Here is a 19403-nt window from a genome sequence, read left to right on the forward strand (position 1 = left end):
AGCTTGCTACCCTATCTATCCAACAAATCACACCGAAGCCCTGTCACATATCCCACTCTCTGTTGATGCCAAGGAATATCTGGCAAGGCTTCGTAAAGGAGGGAAATATACCAATGTCAATTCAAGTTGAAGTCAGCGGTCCATACGCTCTATTCAGCAGACCTGAAATGAAGACCGAACGCGTCAGCTATGACTGCATGACACCCTCGGCGGCACGCGGGTTACTGGAAAGTATTTACTGGCACCCCGGTCTTCGCTGGATCATCGACCGCATTCATGTCTGTGCGCCGATTCACTTCACCAACATCCGCCGAAATGAGGTGAAGGACACCATCAACGCGCGTTCGGTCAAGGCGTGGATTGCAAAACCCAAGGGTGAGCTGTACCTTGCTGCATCAGAAAGCATTCAGCAGCGTGCCGCAATGGTACTGCGTGATGTCCACTATGTCATCGAAGCGCACTTTGAAATGACCGACAAGGCTGCGCCGACCGACAATCCCGGCAAGTTTCAGGACATTATGAAACGCCGTCTGCGCCGCGGACAGTGCTACAGCATGCCCTACTTCGGCACACGGGAATTTCCGGTAAAGTTTGGGCTTTGTGAACAACTTCCGCCTTGTCCGGAGAAGCTGCTCGGTGAGCACGATCTCGGCTGGATGCTGCTCGACATGGATTACAGCGATCCCGCCAATATCACACCGATGTTCTTCCGCGCCAAGCTGATAGACGGTGTCATGGAGGTTCCCCCGATTCACAGTGCGGAGGTGGTCAAATGATTTTGCAGGCGCTGACGCAATATTATGATGCCCTCAATGCCCGCGGTGAAATTGATGCGCCTGGCTGGGGCAGACCGAAAATCAGTTATGCGCTCCAGCTGCGCGAAAACGGTGAACTCGCCCAGGTTATTCCGCTGCTGCATGAAGCAGAGGCAGGCAAAAAGAAAGTACTCCGACCGCGTGAGGATATTCATCTGCCGGCGGCAGTCAAACGGACTGCGAATCCTAAGTCAAATTTCCTATGGGATAACGCAGCCTATTTGTTGGGTATTGATGGCAAAGGAAAACCCGACCTTACTGCTAAATGCTTTGCAACTGCCGTTTTATTGCACCATGAATTGCTTGATGATGTGGACTCTCCTTTTTCTCATGCGGTGCTGGCATTTTTTGATACATGGCAGCCTGCCGAAGCTGCACAGCACCCTGCTCTTGTCGATGATTACGACAAACTCATTGCCGGTGCCAATCTGGTATTTTATGTGAATGGGCAGTATCCGGCAGATGATCCGGCCATCTGCGCTGCATGGCAGGCGCATTACGACGGTGACTCCGATGCACCCAAACAGCAATGTCTTGTCACCGGCGAACTGGATGAGATTGCCGCCGTTCATCCCGCCATCAAAGGTGTGCGTGATGCACAATCCAGCGGCGCCGCACTTGTATCGTTCAACGCCCCCGCCTTCTGTTCCTACGGTCACGAGCAGAACTACAATGCACCTGTTGGTAAGCACGCTGCATTTGCTTATACGACGGCGCTCAATCACCTGCTGGCTGACCGCGAGCATACGCAGTACATCGGCGACACCACCGTCGTTTGCTGGGCGGAGACTGCAGAACCGCAGTATACTGATTTTTTCAGCTGCCTTATGGGCAATAACACGCAAAGCTGGTCGGATAATGACTTATCCGCTGCGCTCAAGCACCTTGCAGACAGCGAACCGTGTCAGGAATTAAATCTTGATCCTGAACGTGCGTTCTACATTCTCGGTCTGGCACCGAATGCCGCGCGTCTGAGTGTGCGATTCTTCTATAAAAACACGTTTGGTGAATTGATGAAGAACGTCAACGCGCACTATGAACGTCTGAAAATCAAGCGTCCGGCAAAGGCGCCGACCGGATTCCTGCCGCTGTGGCAGCTGCTTGCCGAAACCGTCAACCAGAGTGCCCGCGACAAAAAGCCGAGTCCGGTTATGGCCGGTGCGACTGCCCGCGCTGTCTGGAACAACGACCGTTATCCGGCGGCACTGCTGAACGGTATTATGCTCCGTATCCGCGCAGATTCTGAGGTAAACTGGCGGCGTGCCGCAATTTTGAAGACGTATCTGCTGAAAAACTGCGAAAATCAGTCTAACTATTCTATTCTAAAAGAGGTGGCATATATGCACTTGAACGAAGACTGCACCTACCAGCCCTACATTCTGGGACAGTTATTTTATGTCCTCGAGCAGATTCAGCTTGCATCTGTAGATTATCAGATCAACCGCAGTATTAAGGACAGCTATTTTCGTGCGGCTGGCTCCACTCCTAAAACTGCATTTAATAAAATTATTCCGCTTAGTGAGTACCATATAAAAAAACTGATGCGCAATAAGCACAATTATGCCGTTAAATTGCAGAACGAAAAGGAACATCTGCTCTCTCTGCTGACCGAGACGCTTCCTTCTCGCTATAACCCCGAAGAAACCACCTGTTTTTATCTTGGATACTACCATCGCAAAGTAAAGGAGGACAAGTAAATGGAACCCATCAAAAACCGCTATGAATTTGTAATCTTTTTCGACGTGGAAAACGGTAATCCGAACGGCGATCCGGATGCGGGCAACATGCCGCGTATCGACCCGGAAACCGGCTACGGTCTGGTGACCGATGTATGCCTCAAGCGCAAAATCCGCAACTATGTGGAAATGGCCAAGGAAGGCGAATCCGGCTACCGCATTTACGTCAAGGACGGTGTACCGCTCAACCGCAGCGATGCAGAAGCCTGCGCTTATGTCGGTGTAGCGCCGGACAAGCTCAAGGATGCAAAGAAGAAGGACGACCAGCTGGACAGCAAGCTGCGCGACTTTATGTGCCAGAATTTCTACGATATTCGCACATTCGGTGCGGTTATGACCACCTTTGTCAAGGGTGCACTCAACTGCGGACAGGTGCGCGGTCCGGTGCAGCTTGGCTTTGCCCGCAGTGTGGATCCTATTGTTCCGCAGGAAGTCACGATCACCCGTGTTGCCATCACCACCGAGGCTGACGCGGAGAAAAAGGGCACCGAAATGGGCCGCAAATACATCGTGCCTTACGGTCTGTACCGCGCGGAAGGCTATGTTTCCGCTAACCTCGCCCGCAAGACGACCGGATTCTCCGAGGATGACCTCGAACTGCTGTGGACGGCAATCATCAACATGTTCGAGAACGACCATTCGGCTGCTCGCGGCAAGATGGCTGTACGCCAGCTGATTGTGTTCAAGCATGATTCCGAGCTTGGCAACGCACCTTCGCACAAGCTGTTTGATCTGGTTCATGCCGAGCACAACGAAGACGTGATTGCGCCGCGTGCGTACACGGACTACACCATCACGGTTGACGAAGCCAACCTGCCGGACGGCGTGACCTGCAAGGTGCTGGGGTAATCTACGCCGAGGAGGATTTCCTCCAGCTCTCCGGTTTGCAGCACTTCGCATTCTGCCGTCGGCAGTGGGCGCTCATCCATGTGGAGCACCAGTGGGCGGAGAATTACCGCACGGTGGACGGCTCGATTCTGCACGAGAAAGCGCACGGCGGCGGCACGGAAAGCCGCGGCGACCTGCTGATTGTTCGTGCCATGCGTATCCATTCTGCGGTGCTCGGTGTGTCCGGTGAATGCGATGTGGTGGAATTTCATCGCTCGGAAAACGGCGTTGCCCTGCAGGGACGAGACGGACTGTGGTCGCCGTTTCCAATCGAATACAAGCGCGGCAAGCCCAAGCCGCACGACGCGGACGAACTGCAGCTGTGCGCTCAGGCGATGTGTCTTGAGGAAATGCTGTGCTGTCAGATTTCCGACGGTGCGCTGTTCTACGGTGAACCGCGCCGACGGACGCCGGTTGCATTTACAGACGAACTGCGTCAGCGTGTGCGCGACAGCCTTGCCGAAATGCACGACTATCTGCGGCGCGGCTGCACGCCTAAGGTGAAACCGCAGAAAGGCTGCTCGGCCTGCTCGCTCAAGGAATTGTGTTTGCCCGAGCTGATGAAGGCGAAACCTGTCTCCGGCTACCTGAAAGGAGCGATGGAGGAATGAAAAAACTGCTTAACACGCTGTTTGTCACCTCAGAGGACGCATATTTAACGCTCGATGGCGAAAATGTTGTCGTCAACCGCGAGAAGCAGGTAACGGCTCGGTTTCCGCTCCATGCCCTCGCCGGAATTATCAGCTTCAGCTATGCAGGCGCGTCTCCGGCACTCATGGGCGCATGTGCAAAGCGCGCGGGAGCGTGGATTGAAATCCTCCACGTCAGCCGTGCCGCCGAACTCGGACGGGTCGCTCCCTTCACGGGAGCGTGGATTGAAATCAGTCACGGCTATTGAAAATGCACTGTGCCTCGTCGTCGCTCCCTTCGCGGGAGCGTGGATTGAAATAGCGGTGGTGTTCGGGGCTTCCTGCTCTCTGATGTCGCTCCTTCTCAGGATCGACACAGATAGCCGCACCACCATCCTCCCGCCCAACCTCGCCCCGGTCCCCATCCCTCACAATCTTTCACCCACCCCGACCAAAACATTTGCACATGTCATGACACATGTGCTATAATAACTCCAATACCGCTATTGACAGCGCCGCACAGATTGCTGCGGCGTTTTGCCGGGGAAGGAGAAAAATCAAATGAAAGCATACTTTGACAGCATCGAAAAGGAGGTTTCGGAGCAATTACAGCAGGTTTTCCTTAATCGCCGCGATACGGCTGTCATTACGATCGACATGCACGATGGACACCTGTCAACCGATCCGGACTGTCCATGTCCATCTCCGCGAGGACGCGAGATCATCGAACCGCTCAATCATTTCATGAACGAAGCACGCGCGCTCGGTCTGCCAATCATCCATGTCCGCTCAACGCTGCGTAAGGGCGGCGCAGACGAAAAACTGTTTCCGTCTGCGTGGCGCATGGTGTTTCCGGTTACGGTCGGTGAGATTCCCAACATCGCAGAGCACGCCATCGAAGGCACACGCTGGAACAGAATGTCTATCGATGTACACGACGAGGACTACATGGTAACGACCAAAAAGCGCCTGAGCGCGTTCTATCCGACCGATCTGGAGCTGCTGCTGCGCAACCTCGGCATCCGCCGCGTGGTGCTCACCGGCTGCATGACCGACTGCTGCGTTATCAACACCGCCTTCGATGCCGCAAACCGCGACTTCCGCGTCGTCGTGCCGCGCGACCTCACCCGCGGCTCCGAACACCTCGAAGAGCCTGCGCTGCGCATGATCTCGCTGCATCTGGGACTTGTCGTGGATTCGGATGCGCTGCTCGATGAGTGGCGTTCGCAAAAGTAATTACTCAAGGCAATACCGCACAATTGAACAAGAGCGATTTATGAGTAAATTTTGCGTTCTGACCAGGCGTGGTTTTGCGGTAATACTTTGTGTATTACCGTGAAATCACAACGACGTCAGGGCACAAAATTTCCACAAAGCGCCGCGGCAGTGCGACCGGAGCCTGCACAAGGAGCCGCGGCAGTGCGACCGGAGCCTGCACAAGGAGCCGCAGCTTTAATTGTGCGGTATTGCCTTAAAACAAAAGAGAAAACAAGGTGACACAAAATGAAAATCGGCAGAACAGAGAAAATCTGGCTGGCGTCTGTGCTGTTCTTCTGGATATTCTATAATTTCCCGGGATTCCCCCCCTACGGCAGTGAGACCGCCTGCATCATACACGGTCTGATCAGCTTTGTCGGCACGGTGCTGTCCGTGTATATCGGCTGCAAGCTGACCGAAAAGGAGTATCCTCTGATTGAGGATGAGGAACAGGATGAAACGGCTGAGGATAATACGCCTGCCGCTTCCGAAACGCAAAAAGAATCGGACAAATAAAGGATAACAGAGGAAATGACAACACAGGGTTTACTTTCAGGCAAAACGGTATGGATCGTTTTTGCGGCATATTTTCTATTTTTGATCGCTATCGCACGCTACACCACATGGAAGGAAAAACGTGACGCAGGCAAGGTCGATCTGCAGGGCGGCCGGTTCAAGTGGCCGGTCATGGTCATGACCTATATCGCCTCCTGCATGAGCGTCTGGGTATTTTTCGCAGGCCCGGGCGCGTATTACCGCTACGGACTGGGCTATTTCTTCTCAGAGATGTGCATCTACTCCATGTTCCCGATCATCTGCTACTTCACGATGACCAAGGTATGGCTGGTCAACCAGCAGAAGCACTTCACCACCCCGGCGGATTTCTTCTTCTGCCGCTACAAATCCAAGGCGCTGACCGTTATCATCGACATTGTTTACATTATCTGCGCCGTGCCGTTTATCTCGGCGGTACTGGTAGCCGGCGGACGTGCAGCTGAGGTGGCCACCGGCGGCGCGGTATCCTCGCAGACGTTTACGCTCATTTGCGGCATTATCATGACGGTATTCGTCATGCTCGGCGGCGTAAAATCCACCGCACTGGCGGATGCTGTACAGGGCTGGTTCTTCATTCTGGCGCTGTGGGCCATTATTTTCGTAACACTCAAGATCGTATTCAACGGCTCGATCATCGAGGCATTCCAGACCGTCCGCGTGCAGACACCGGACTGGTTCTCCTATCCGGGTCCGATCGGTATCTGCACCTATCCGTCGCGCGTCAGCTATCCGCTTGCGTGTGCATTCGGCTACACGCTGCTGCTGCCGCAGGTCTTTGTACGCTCCGGCTATTACAGCGCGGGTCTGAAGGACCAGCGTCAGATGGCTTTCCTTGCACCGTTCCTGCAGATCATTGTCTGGGGCGGCACAATGCTCATCGGTCTGGTAGCACTGGCTGCCATGCCGAATCTGACCAGCTCGGAGACCGAACTGGTTATCCCGTATATGTGCAACATCATCGCGGGCACGCACGGTCTGCTCGCGCAGATTCTGATGATCGTGTTCCTCATCGGCGTACTGGCGGTCGGTCTGTCCACCGCAAATGCGCTGCTGATGGTCATGTCCTCTATCATCTACAAGGATTTGCTCGTCGGCATCGGCCACTGCAGGTTCAAGGCCTCCGAGACCTCGGTTATCCGCGTGGTGATTCTGCTGTTCGGTGCCGTAACGGTTGCCGTATCGCTCATGCACTGGGAATACGTCTACAATCTGATGATTTTCGCGGATTCCCTGGTCGAATCGCTGTTCCCGGCGCTGGTATTCGGCATTTACTGCAAGTGGGCAACCCGAAAAGCCGCTATCACCTCGATTTCGGTCGGTGCGATCATCATCTGCCTGACCTTCTTCGTCTGGGATCTCGGCTATGTGTGGTACGGCACGATTGGTCTGGCGACCGCGTTCGTGCTGATGTATGTGGTCTCCAAGCTGACAAAGGACAACCCGAAGGACAGCGAGGACTTTTACGAGGCGCTTGACTCCGGTCACAGACGCTTCATGCGCATCAAAGCAAAAATCAAGTAACGGCAGGAGGGCGAAATCCCATGCTACGATTTACGCTCAATGGCACACAAATTGAAGTACAGGACGGTGAAAACCGCACCCTGCTCGAATATCTCCGCAATGTAAAGTGCATGAAGGGCACAAAAGAAGCCTGCAGCACCGGTCACTGCGGCGCGTGCAGCGTACTGGTAGACGGCAGGCTGACACGCTCGTGCGTGACGCTCATGCACCGATTGGACGGCAAAGTCGTTGAGACCATCGAAAACGCACCGAACGACACCATGCTGCAGGTGATTCAGCACTCGTTTCTTGATGTCGGCGCCGTGCAGTGTGGCTTCTGCACACCGGGCATGGTAATGGCGACAAAGGCGCTGCTGCTGCACCATCCGGCTCCGACCGAGCCGGCAATCTACGACGGACTGAAAAACAACTACTGCCGCTGCACCGGCTATGTCAAGATTATCGAGGCGGTCAAGCTGGCAGCGGCGCGGCTGCGCGGGGAAGATCCGGATATTGACAGCTTCCGCAGCCACGAAAGCACGGTTACTGTGGTTGGTGAAAATCAGGTCGTGCCCGAAATCACCGGTTCCGCGGTCGGTAAGTCGGTCTGGGATGTGGACGGCATGGACAAGACCGGCGGCAAACTGAAATTCTGCGACGACCTCACCGCTGAGGACATCGGCGCAGATACTCTGCTGCATGGTGCATTTGTCTGGGCGCCGACACCGCACGCAAAGATCAACGCGGTGGACTACTCCGCCGCCGAACAGGCGGAAGGCGTGGTGCGCATCGTGACGGCGGCTGACGTGCCCGGCATGAATAAGGTCGGCACATGGACGCCGGAGCAGCCGGTCTTTTGCACGGATGAGGTACGGTTTCTCGGTGACCATCTCGCGCTGGTTGTCGCGGATACGGCGGCGCACGCGAGAGCGGCCGCCAAACTGGTTAAAATCGACTATGAAGAACTGCCCGGTATCTACACCATGGCGGACGGCTACCGCAAAAACAGCTTCATCGTACACACCGGCCGTGTCAGCGGCGATGTGGAGCAGGCAAAGCAGCGGACGGATATTGTCAAGCTCAATGTCTCCAAGGATATCGAGCCGCAGGAGCACGCCTGCATGGAGCCTGTTTCGGCTATCGGCATGGTGCAGGACGGCAAAACGATTCTCTATTCCTGCACACAGGCGCCGTTTGAAATCCGCAGTATGCTGGCAAAGATTCTGGACAAGCCGGAGGAGGATATCCGCGTTATCGTGACGCCGCTCGGCGGCGGCTTCGGTAAAAAATGCGACTCATTTCTTGAAGCACCGGCGGTTATTGCCGCTCATGCCTGCGGCAAGCCGGTCAAGATTACGCTGACGCGCAAGGAGGATTTGATCCTCACCACCAAACGCCATGGCTACCATACGGATTACGAGATCGGCTTTACGCCGGACGGCAAGTTCCAGTATCTGGACTGCCGCATGTTTTCGGACGGCGGCCCGTACGAATGCGAAAGCTACGGCACACTGATGACCGGCGCGCTGATGAGCGGCGGCCCGTACATCATTCCCAATGTCAAGGTAGAAGGCTCGGCGATCCGCAACAACAATCTGCAGGGCGGCGCGTTTCGCGGCTACGGCATCAATCAGGCGGCGATTTCGATTGAGACCGCGATGGATATGATGGCGGAAAAGCTGGGGATCGACCCGTTTGAACTGCGTCGGCGCAATGCCGTCTATCCGGGTGCGACCTCGGTCGGCGGTGAGGTGCTCAAATACAGCATGGGTATGATGGATACCATCAACCAGTGCGAAAAAAGTTTGCGAAAAGCACTCAAGGAATACGAAGGCCAGTATCCCAAGGGCAGCAAGGTGCTTGGATGGGGCATGGCCTCGGGATTTAAGAATGTCGGTGTCGGCAAGGGTATTTTCACCGATGACGGCGCGTGCAAGCTGATTCTGCAGGGCGACGGCCGCCTGCACATGATCGTTTCCGGCACGGATATGGGACAGGGCTTCCGCACAGCCATGACGCAGATCGCGGCGGAAACGCTCGGCATGAATATCGCAAATATTTACATCACCAACGGCGACACCGAGCTGACTATACCCACCGGTGAGTCGGTTTCCGAGCGTCAGACGCTGTGCGGCGGCCGTGCGGTATATGAGGCGTGCGTCAAGCTCAAGCAGGATTTAGACAGCCGTCCGTGGCGGCCGGGCGAAGAACGCCGCGCGGAATACTATTATGCATCCGACCCCTGCTTCGCCATCGGCGATTTTGAGGGCGCAAAGCAGCGCGGTGCAAAATACCGCAACTTTCCGGCATATGCGTATGCCACGCAAGCCGTTATCGTCGAGGTGGATAAGGAGACCGGCAAGGTTCGTCTGCTCAAAATCATCGCGGCGCACGATGTCGGCCGCGCCATCAATCCGCATATCATCGAGGGACAGATGCACGGCTCCTGCTCGATGGGACAGGGCTACGCACTGACCGAGGGTTATCCGACAAGGAACGGCTATCCGGTCAAGACGCTGTACCGTCAGCTGGGTCTGCCGCGTGCCGAGGATACGCCGGATTACGAGATTATTTTAATCGAGGACCCGGAACCGCAGGGCCCGTTCGGTGCCAAGGGCATTTCCGAGGTTGCAACCGTGCCCGTCACACCGGCGATTCTCAACGCCGTGTCGCGTGCCATCGGCGTGCGCATCAATAAGGTTCCTGCGTCGCCCGAGGTCGTGCTCGAGGCCATCCGCACCGGCAAGTGCGAGGTGCCGACCATGAAGCAGCAGCTTCAGGCGCTCGAAAAGGATTGCGAATGTCACCGTCCATCGGACGGTGTGCAGTGAAATTGTCATTGTTGACAATGACAGTCGAAACAGCATCACCACCCATAGTGCAAAGACCCGGAATCTTTCTTCGGAGGATTCCGGGTCTTTGCCGTTTTCACTTATTTTCCGTCTGTTTTTTTACCGCCTCTGCGATTTTGCGGTACTCCGGCACATCCACGCCATACTGCTCTGCCAGACGCACAACCTGATAAATCAGACCATCCACCTCGGACTGTTTTCCGGCTTCCATATCGCGCTGCATAGAGGTAGACGCGGTCGGTGCAAGCGCATCCAGAATGCGCAGGTTGCGCTCGACCAGCTCCCCCGGCCTGCTCTCCAGCGGAATACCCATCTTGTCCGCCAGCGCAACGACCTCTTTTATCAGGCGCACAAAGCTGTCGCGCACCTCGCCCGGATGCTGCATTTCCGCAGCTTTCGCGTGATAATACTGTCCGCAGGCCGCATTCGGTGACACATATGCAAATTTGAGCAGCGTGTCGCGCTCGACATAGGGAGAATAAATCGGGGCGATTCCGGCGTTTTTGAGGTCTGTCTCGACCTGCTGCAGCACCGGATGGTCGGTCTTGTGGCTCGGCAGCCCGTACACGATACGGCAGATCGCGCCGTGCTTCTGAATGACACCCGGCGCAATCCGGTTGGCCGAAATGTAGATGCAGCCGTCTGTGACGAGAAGCTCAGGCAGCTCTGCCTGCAGGGTACGGCCCGTGCCGTAGATGTTGAGCACCGGAATAACTACTGTGTCTTTGCCTGCTGCCTTGCGGATGAACGGTACGGTATCCGCGAGAGAGTATCCCTTGACACATACGAAAATCACATCCGGCGAGGGAGCGCCCTGCTCCCTCGCGGCAAGAAAGCCGTCCATGTCGATTGCCTTGACCGGAATGCTCTCGCGCTCATTTTCTCCGGATACAAGCGTCAAGCCGTGCTCCTGCAGGACCGCAAGATGCTTTCCGCGTGCAATAAGCGTGGTATCCGCACCGGATTGGCTCAAATACGCGCCTACCGGTCCGCCAACGCCACCGGCACCGATAATCATATAACGCAGCTTCATCCTCTGTCCCTCCGATTGCTTTTTCTGCATTATAGCACAAAATCGGCAATGTATCCACAAGTCTGTGGATATCTCTGTGAAGCGCGTGATTCTCCGCTTCTGTCATTGCATCTGTTCCCTTTTTACGATATAATAATTTTATATATAACTCTCTCACCTGCCTAATTTGTTCGACAAAATTCGACATCCTGCAAGGAGGTCATTGCACATGGCTGGCAACCCCAAAAAGAAAAGCACCGGCATCGTCAACGCCGCCATTGGCGCACTGGCAGTCGTGCTGACTATATTGATCGTCTGGATGATGAACCTCGTTGCCAGTGTTCAGGGCACCGCGCGTATCGTCAACTACGCCGGACTCGTGCGCGGCATGACCCAGCGTATCGTCAAGCTGGAAATCTCCGGTCAGCCGCAGGACGGCATGCTCGCAGATATTGACGCGTTTATCGACGGACTGCGCTTCGGCAGCGACAAGCTCAGCCTCGTGCGGCTAAACAATGATGCCTTCCAAAGCAAAATGCAGGAGCTGGATGACTATTTTCAAGCACTCAAGCAGGAGATAGGCCGCGTGCGCGCAGTCGGCTCAAATAACACGGACATCATTCCCATCAGCGAAACCTTTTTCGGCATCTGCAATGACGCGACCGGTCTGGCAGAGGCGTACTCACAGCGCAAGGCAACCTCGCTTTCCATTCTGGAGAAGTACATCACAGCGGATATCGTCGTGCTCATGCTGCTGATCGGCTACCAGCTGTTTCAGGCGCTGCGCACGGCTACGATGAACCGCGCTCTGCAGCATAAGGTCTATCTGGATGCCGCGACCGGTCTCCCTAACAAGAACAGGTGCGAGGAGCTGCTCGACGATCCGACGCCGCCTGCGCCCGAAACCGGTGTGTGCAGCTTTGACCTGAATAATCTGCGCCGCATCAACAACAGCATGGGCCATGAGACCGGTGACGCATACATCCGGCGGTTTGCGGTCGCGCTGCGTGCTGCCATGCCCGAGGAGCATTTTGTCGGCCGCACAGGCGGCGATGAGTTTCTCGCGGTAACGCACGGACTGGATGCCGATGCGCTGCAGAAATTGCTCTCCCATGTCCGTAAACAGCTCGCTGAGGAGTCCCGACACCACCCGGATATGCCACTCAGCTATGCAGTCGGCTTTGCGCTTGCATCGGACAACCCGGACAGCAATATGCGCGATCTGTTTGACTTTGCGGACAAAAACATGTACATCAACAAAAACCACGTCAAGCGCGAGGAAGCCGCCGCCGAAAAGCGGCTGGATTTTCAGCTGTTGAAGCAGGTCAACCGTCTGCACCGCAGCTTTTCCGACTGCCTGTACTGCGATGCGCGTCTGGACACCTACCGCACTATCCGCGCGTGCGAAAGCTTTTTTCTGGCATCGGACGGCAGCTACACCGGCGCCGTCGAGCAGATTGCCGAGGAACAGGCTGCTAAAAGCGAGCGCAGCCGCATCCGTTCTGCGCTGCAGCTTGACGTGCTGCAGCGCGACCTGCACAGCGCAGAGGATACCCTCGAACTGCAGTACAACGCGGCCGAGGAAAGCCGCTACAGCCGTTTGACCGTTCTTCCGATTGACTGGGACAAAAACGGCAGGCTGCATCATTTCATCCTCGCATTCGAGACCATTCGGCTGAACGCCGACCAAGCCATCGACCCGAAGGAGCAGCTGACGCTGTACTACGAGCAGCTAAAGCAGTCTATCCTTGAGAACGACAGCTATGTGGACGCGCTGCTCGATATGGCAGGCACAATCTACACGGTAAACCTCACGCGCGACACCCTCGAGCGCAACATTTCACCTGCCGGCAAGAGCGATTCGGACCGGGCGCTGTTCCTCGACTACCCGCTTCCCTGCGCCTACCGCGACTACTGCGACGAGTACCGCAAGCGCGTCACACCGGCAACACTCGGCAGCTACCGCACGGCAGATACCAGTGCCCGTCTGCTCAAGCGCTTTGCCGCCGGTGAAAAGCACATCACGGTGGAATACTGCGTGCAGGAGGATGACGGCGCCATCCGCTGGGTACAGAAAACCGTGCTGATGACACAGACCACCGTGTTTGATCCGGAAATCAATGCCGAAACGCCGATGGTCACGGCGATTATCCTGCTGCAGGATACCTCGCAGATGCACGCCCGCGACGAGCAGGAGAACGCCCGTCTGCAGGCCGCCTTCGATGAAATGCGTATTGCGAACCGCACCAAAACCGAATTTCTCTCACGCATGAGTCACGATATCCGCACACCGCTCAACGGCATTATCGGTCTGCTGCAGGTGGACGAAACCCACTTTGATGACAAGGCGCTGCTGCTGGAAAATCACAAAAAAATGCAGATTTCCGCCAATCACCTGCTGTCGCTCATCAACGATGTGCTGCAGATGAGCAAGCTGGAGGAGGGCACGACCGTCCTCACGCATGAGCGCATCAGTCTGGTGGAGCTGACCCGCGATATCATTACCATTATCGTCGGCCGCGCCGAAGAAGCCGGCATTGAGTGGGAGTACGAAAAGGACAAATGCATCATTCCGTACCCGTATATTTACGGCAGTCCGCTGCATCTGCGGCAGATTTTCCTCAATATTTACAGCAACTGCATCAAATACAACCGTCCCGGCGGTAAAATCACCACCCGTACGGACTCGCTCGGTGAACAGGACGGTAAATGCATCTACCGTTGGACGATTTCGGATACGGGTATCGGCATGAGTCCGGACTTTGTTGACCATATTTTTGAGCCGTTCACGCAGGAAAAGCAGGACGCGCGCAGCTATTATCACGGCACCGGTCTCGGCATGACCATCACCAAGGAGCTTGTCGACCGGATGGGCGGCTCGATTGCGGTCACGAGTCAGCTTGGCGTCGGCTCCACCTTCGTGATCACCCTGCCGTTTGAAATTGCACCGTCTCCCGAGCAGACACCGGACGCACATGCCGCGCCGGATATCAGCATTGCAGGCTGCAGGCTGCTGCTCGTCGAGGACAATGCGCTCAACGCCGAAATCGCACAGATCCTGCTGACCGACGAGGGAGCAACCGTAACCGTCGTCACGGATGGCAAACAGGCTGTGGAGATCGTGCAGAACAATCCGCCGGACACCTTCGACGCGGTTCTCATGGATGTGATGATGCCTGTGATGAACGGCATTGACGCTACGAAGGCCATTCGCTCGCTCAACCGCCCGGACGCGAAAACGCTGCCCATCATCGCCATGACCGCAAATGCCTTTTACGAGGATGCACAGAAGTGCCTCGCCGCAGGCATGAATGCCCATCTGGCAAAGCCGCTGCAGATAAAGAAGGTCAAGCAGACGATTGCCGAATGGGTGAAAAATAACCGATCTGCAAAAAAGGACGCGTAAAGCGTCCTTTTTGAGGCTGTCAAAAAACTATCGTTTTTCGAGCAGCCTCTCGCTCGAAACCACGCTTTCGAGCGAATACTGAAGAAAATCCGCGCCCTGCGGGCACATTTTTTCTTCCCTTGTATAAATTCCGAGATACACAAGGTGAATTGCCGCATAGCGGCAAGAGAGGGGGGTCTGGACCATGCTCCCGGAATTTATGAATTTGCTTCGCAAATTCTATTTTATGCGTGCTGCCGCACGAAACGTAAAAATGAAAATAATACTTTTTTGACAGACTGAAAGGACGCGTAAAGCGTCCTTTTTCATTCTACTTTTATTCTACGGCTAACGCATCCTCGCTGATTACCGCCCGAATCCCCCAGGACGGCACCTTATCCGGATAGGCTTCGCCTTCGAGCATGACGAATGCCGCGTCGTACTTCGGACGTTTTTTCGGGTAAATGCCGAGTCCGTCCGTGAAGTACAGCAGGCCGCGCAGATGGCGGAACGCGCCTTCGGCGTTTAAGCGGTCAACGTGCTCGAAAACCGGACGAAAATCGGTCGCAGACTGACCGATCAGTTCAAAATGCTCCATATATTCCGCGAGTTCCCGCGCATTTGTCACCTTTTTGTCCGAACGCAGCTGATCGTCGCACTGCAGAATACGCAGATTGAAATGCCGGAAAAAGCTGGTGTTCTCCTGCAGCAGCTCGTAGGTGCGGCTGAGGAACGCGCGCACGAGTTCACCGGAGGTGGACATCGAGGTGTCGATGGCAATAACAAAATCCTCGATTTTCCGCACCTCCCGCGTCTCTAACGGCTCGATGAGCGGCATATTTCCGAAATGACGCAGCCCGTAGGCGTAGTAGCCGTAGTCGAACGAATCCGCATCCACCGAGACCTCCTCCCGCAGAGCGGCAAATCGGCGCAGGAACGCGCGGAAATCAGTCGTTTTGCGGGTGGAAACGGCAAGCTGCTCCCGCACGGCCTGACCGCCTTCCGCCTTGTTCGCAAAAACGGTTTCCATCGCGGTCTGCGTGCGCTCAGCCTGCTGCTGCCAGCGGCGCTCCTGCTGATCGTCGTCCTCCTTGTACCACAGCGTGTGCTCGTCCACCGCGAACACGCGCGTGAGCGTGGCACAGTCATACGAATTCAGCCGTGTGCGCCGAAAATGGCGATAGACCGCCTCAGCCGTCAGGACCGGCAGCTCATCCCGCAGTTCGCGGTAGATATTCTGCCGCCGAACCGACACCTTTTCGGCCTGCAGGCAGCGGTAATCGAGCGAATCCAGCATGCTTTCAACCGCGATATCGCACGAAAGGTCCCACAGGTCGGCATCGCGTCCGCGTGTCTTGCCGGGATGGCGCAGCAGACAGTGGAACAGCGTGTGCAGGTACGCGCGGTTGACGTTCGCGCGGGAGCGCTCGTACTGCTGGGCCAGCCAGGCACCGCTGAAAAACAGCACGCGCGTGTCGGTAGCGAGCGTGGGTGTATCATAGCCGTCCGCCGCGGGCAGCGCCGCCAGTGCAGAATCGAGGAACGGCAGGTTCATGTACAGTTCGGTGCGGGCGGAAAACAGGATTTCGCGTCCGATGGAAGCCCAGCGGGAGGACTGCGACATGGAAAACATCACCTCACAGGTTCATCTTGCATCGTAGGGCACCCTGCCCTACGGATTTATTGATAACTTCTATATATTTATATCATAATTCAAACGATTTGGCGCGTCCCTTGGACTGCGTTTTGCCGGCGGCTGACAGCAGAACGGACAGTGCTGCCGTCTGCTCTGCTTCGCGGGCCGACGTGCATGCGGCATCCACATCGGCAGCAGAGAGCACACCGAGCGACAGCAGGAAGGTCAAGGCAGCGGTCTCGCCTGCCTTGGCGCAGGACTGTGCCAGATTTCCGCCGTGTGCGCGCAAAACCGTAAGATACTCCGTCTTTGCGCCATCCGAGAGCGCAAACGGTACGGCAAGCCGCCGCACAGCTACGCGTGCCGCGACCGCAAAATCGTGCCGCTCGAGCAGTTCGCTCAGGGCAGCATCATACTGCCGAAAATTCAGCACACCGCTGTCAAAACACTGGCGGTAGCTGTAGCCTGCACCGTGAATGCGCCGCTGAAAAATATGCGCCGGACTGAGGTCCTCCAGCTCCTCGACGTACTCGGGGAACAGCAGCCGCGCGTGCTCATCAAACCGCACATCGAGTTCTCCGGCGTACTCACCGAGCAGCCTGGGCAGGCAGGTCGGCGCGAAAGGCTCGGCATGCAAGATAACCTCGCGCAGGCTCATGCAGTTCATCAGGGCACCGCCGCCGAATTCGCTCACCGAGCCGGTCAGTTCGATACGTTCGAGGCTGCGGCAGTTATAAAATGCGTAGCTTCCGACGCTTTTCGCATCCTTCGGGAGCGTAACCGTGCGGATAGCCGCCGCATTGTGCTTCGGCTCCGTGCCGCCGCAGGTAATACGGACAGCGAACGTGTCCTTGCCTGTCAGATCGGGGGCCCGCTCGCTGAGTACATACGCGCCGACCTCGGTGACGGGCACGCCGTCGATCTCGTCCGGCAGACGCACAATATCGTCCTGCGTTTCGCACCGCAAAAGCGCAATGCCGCCGCTCGCACTCCGCGAACAGGTCAGCCGCAGTTCGTTTTCCCCCTCGATCACGCGCATTTGCACTCGCTCCCTCGATAAATTCTCATTCTGCTACCCATTATAGCACAGTATGCAGAAAAAGACGATACTGTGGCCTTCATTCTCACAATAAGAATTTATATCGTAAATAATATATTATTTTTCGCAAATTACACTTGACAATCCTTCGTTTTGCGAATATACTGTGACCATACCAAGTAAACCAACACAAACCAATGACGAAGACGAGTAGCAGGGAGACCAAACCTCCAAGAGAGCCGCAGGCGGTGTGATTGCGGCAGGCAAGGACCGTGTGAATGGACTTCAGCAGGGCAAGGCGAACGGCTTCGGCCAAGTAACTGCGACGGGGACTCCGCCCGTTATCAGGGGAGCGCGCATTGTTTGATGTGTGAGCAGAGTGGACGCAGTTTGCGTCAATCTGGGTGGTACCGCAAGAGCGTATTCGCTCCTGTCCCAAGAGAAATCTGGGACAGGAGCTTTTTATTTTGTATAACCGAGTTGAGAGTGATGAATGAAGATATTCACCATCTCTCCACTCTATCTGAAATTTGCAAAGGAGCAATCACCATGGCTAAGATCCCCCACAGACTTTATTTGACCGAAGACCAGATGCCCAAGCAGTGGTACAACCTGCGGGCGGACATGAAGGAAAAGCCGGACCCGCTGATCCATCCGGGCACGCACCAGCCGCTGCCGGAAGAAGCGCTGTACCCCATCTTCTGTCAAAAGCTGGCGCACCAGGAGTTGGACAACGACACCCGCTACATTGATATTCCCGAGCCGGTGCTCGATATGTATAAGCTGTACCGTCCGTCTCCGCTGTGCCGCGCATATAATCTGGAGAAAGCGCTGGACACCCCGGCTAAGATTTACTACAAGTTTGAGGGTAACAACACCTCCGGCAGCCACAAGCTGAATTCCGCGATCGCACAGGCGTACTACGCCAAGGAACAGGGTCTCAAGGGCCTTACCACCGAAACCGGTGCCGGTCAGTGGGGTACTGCACTCTCCGAGGCATGTGCATATTTCGGACTGGATTTGAAGGTATTCATGGTTAAGGTCTCCTACGAGCAGAAGCCGTTCCGCAAGGCCATCATGCAAACCTTTGACGCAAATGTAACGCCGTCTCCGTCCAATACGACCGAGGCAGGCCGCGCTATTCTGGCACACGATCCGACCACCGGCGGCTCGCTCGGCTGTGCGATTTCTGAGGCCGTTGAAGTAGCTACTACGCACGAGGGCTACCGCTATGTACTCGGCTCCGTGCTCAATCAGGTGCTGCTGCACCAGTCCATCATCGGTCTGGAGAGCAAGCAGGCTATGGAGATGCTCGACGAGTATCCGGATATCGTGATCGGCTGTGCCGGCGGCGGCTCCAACCTCGGCGGTCTGATTTCCCCGTTCATGCAGGATAAGCTGCTCGGCAAAGCCGATCCGCGCATCATAGCGGTGGAACCGGCCTCCTGCCCGTCGCTTACCCGCGGCAAGTATGTTTACGATTTCTGTGATACCGGCCACGTTACGCCGCTGGCCCGCATGTACACGCTCGGCAACGGCTTCATGCCCGCGCCCAACCACGCAGGCGGCCTGCGCTACCACGGCATGAGCCCAATCCTCTCCAAGCTGTACCACGACGGTTATATGGAGGCGGTTTCCGTCAAGCAGACCGACGTATTTGACGCAGCGGTTCAGTTCGCCAAGGTGGAGACCATTCTTCCGGCGCCGGAGTCCAGCCACGCCATCCGCGCCGCAATCGACGAAGCGCTCAAGTGCAAGGAGACCGGCGAAGCTAAGACCATCCTGTTCGGTCTGACCGGTACCGGCTACTTTGATATGGCAGCATACGAGGCGTATCACAACGGCACCATGCGCAACCACATCCCCACCGATGAAGAGCTGCAGATCGGCTTCGATACCATTCCGCCGCAGGAATAAAACGCAATATAAGGTATATGGCAGACCTCCAATTTCTCTGCTGTATATAGCCGCCTGTTCCCCCACAGGCGGCTTTGTTTTGCCGAAAACAGGTTTCCGAAAAAACTTTCAAAAAATCTGAAAATAATTGTTGACATTAGGTCGCACCCGTGATATTATAATAAGGCAGTCAGCGAGAGCGA

The 19403-nt window shown here is 55.9% G+C and carries 13 protein-coding genes and 1 pseudogene; 11 read left to right on the forward strand and 3 right to left on the reverse strand.

What is annotated here, in order from left to right; genetic code table 11:
• Positions 1-113 precede the first annotated feature (113 nt).
• The 9 genes and pseudogenes from cas5c (at position 114) to DW088_RS13485 (ending at position 10211) form a co-directional block, all read left to right on the forward strand.
• Entirely contained in the window at positions 114-776 is a 663-nt protein-coding gene (gene cas5c, locus DW088_RS13445) for a type I-C CRISPR-associated protein Cas5c (protein WP_118361301.1), read from the forward strand.
• The gene (gene cas8c / locus DW088_RS13450; protein WP_118361303.1) at positions 773-2512 is read left to right on the forward strand and encodes a type I-C CRISPR-associated protein Cas8c/Csd1; all 1740 of its coding nucleotides are present in this window, start codon (positions 773-775) and stop codon (positions 2510-2512) included. The genes cas5c and cas8c overlap by 4 nt, the downstream gene beginning before the upstream one ends.
• Positions 2513-3400, forward strand: a complete 888-nt coding sequence (cas7c, locus tag DW088_RS13455) for a type I-C CRISPR-associated protein Cas7/Csd2 (protein WP_118361305.1) — start codon at positions 2513-2515, stop codon at positions 3398-3400.
• 35 nt (positions 3401-3435) lie between these two features.
• Positions 3436-4050, forward strand: a complete 615-nt coding sequence (gene cas4 / locus DW088_RS13460; RefSeq protein ID WP_243029942.1) for a CRISPR-associated protein Cas4 — start codon at positions 3436-3438, stop codon at positions 4048-4050.
• Positions 4047-4235: pseudogene (locus DW088_RS13465) on the forward strand (CRISPR-associated endonuclease Cas1); the annotation flags it as partial. The gene cas4 and the pseudogene DW088_RS13465, both read left to right, overlap by 4 nt.
• Before the next feature lie 394 nt (positions 4236-4629).
• Positions 4630-5304: a cysteine hydrolase family protein gene (locus DW088_RS13470; protein ID WP_118361309.1), complete on the forward strand. Its 675-nt coding sequence runs from the start codon at positions 4630-4632 to the stop codon at positions 5302-5304.
• Positions 5305-5571: 267 nt separating this feature from the next.
• Positions 5572-5841 carry a hypothetical protein gene (locus DW088_RS13475; protein ID WP_117490088.1) on the forward strand — a complete coding sequence of 90 codons (270 nt, stop codon included), beginning with the start codon at positions 5572-5574 and terminating at the stop codon, positions 5839-5841.
• A 15-nt stretch (positions 5842-5856) separates the two neighbouring features.
• Positions 5857-7401 (forward strand): sodium:solute symporter family protein, encoded by a 1545-nt coding sequence (locus tag DW088_RS13480; RefSeq protein WP_118361311.1) that lies wholly within the window; start codon positions 5857-5859, stop codon positions 7399-7401.
• Between the two features lie 20 nt (positions 7402-7421).
• A complete protein-coding gene (locus tag DW088_RS13485) occupies positions 7422-10211 on the forward strand; it encodes a molybdopterin-dependent oxidoreductase (protein ID WP_118361313.1) in 2790 nt (929 codons plus the stop codon).
• Between the two features lie 97 nt (positions 10212-10308).
• Here the strand turns inward: DW088_RS13485 and DW088_RS13490 are convergent, their stop codons facing one another.
• Complete coding sequence (locus DW088_RS13490; protein WP_243029944.1) at positions 10309-11265, reverse strand: ketopantoate reductase family protein; 957 nt, start codon at positions 11263-11265, stop codon at positions 10309-10311.
• Between the two features lie 208 nt (positions 11266-11473).
• Between DW088_RS13490 and DW088_RS13495 the strand changes: the two genes are divergently transcribed.
• The gene (locus DW088_RS13495; RefSeq protein WP_118361317.1) at positions 11474-14650 is read left to right on the forward strand and encodes an ATP-binding protein; all 3177 of its coding nucleotides are present in this window, start codon (positions 11474-11476) and stop codon (positions 14648-14650) included.
• Between the two features lie 316 nt (positions 14651-14966).
• On the opposite strand, the gene DW088_RS13500 is transcribed toward DW088_RS13495, so the two are convergent.
• Both DW088_RS13500 and DW088_RS13505 read right to left on the reverse strand, forming a co-directional pair.
• Positions 14967-16253: a vWA domain-containing protein gene (locus tag DW088_RS13500; protein WP_118361319.1), complete on the reverse strand. Its 1287-nt coding sequence runs from the start codon at positions 16251-16253 to the stop codon at positions 14967-14969.
• Between the two features lie 82 nt (positions 16254-16335).
• Positions 16336-17304 carry a leucine-rich repeat protein gene (locus DW088_RS13505; RefSeq protein ID WP_118361321.1) on the reverse strand — a complete coding sequence of 323 codons (969 nt, stop codon included), beginning with the start codon at positions 17302-17304 and terminating at the stop codon, positions 16336-16338.
• Between the two features lie 549 nt (positions 17305-17853).
• On the opposite strand from DW088_RS13505, the gene DW088_RS13510 reads away from it, so the two are divergent.
• Positions 17854-19221: a TrpB-like pyridoxal phosphate-dependent enzyme gene (locus DW088_RS13510; RefSeq protein ID WP_116705229.1), complete on the forward strand. Its 1368-nt coding sequence runs from the start codon at positions 17854-17856 to the stop codon at positions 19219-19221.
• Positions 19222-19403: the final 182 nt, after the last annotated feature.

It is taken from the genome of Butyricicoccus sp. AM05-1 (genome assembly GCF_003474415.1).
GTDB lineage: Bacteria > Bacillota > Clostridia > Oscillospirales > Butyricicoccaceae > Agathobaculum > Agathobaculum butyriciproducens.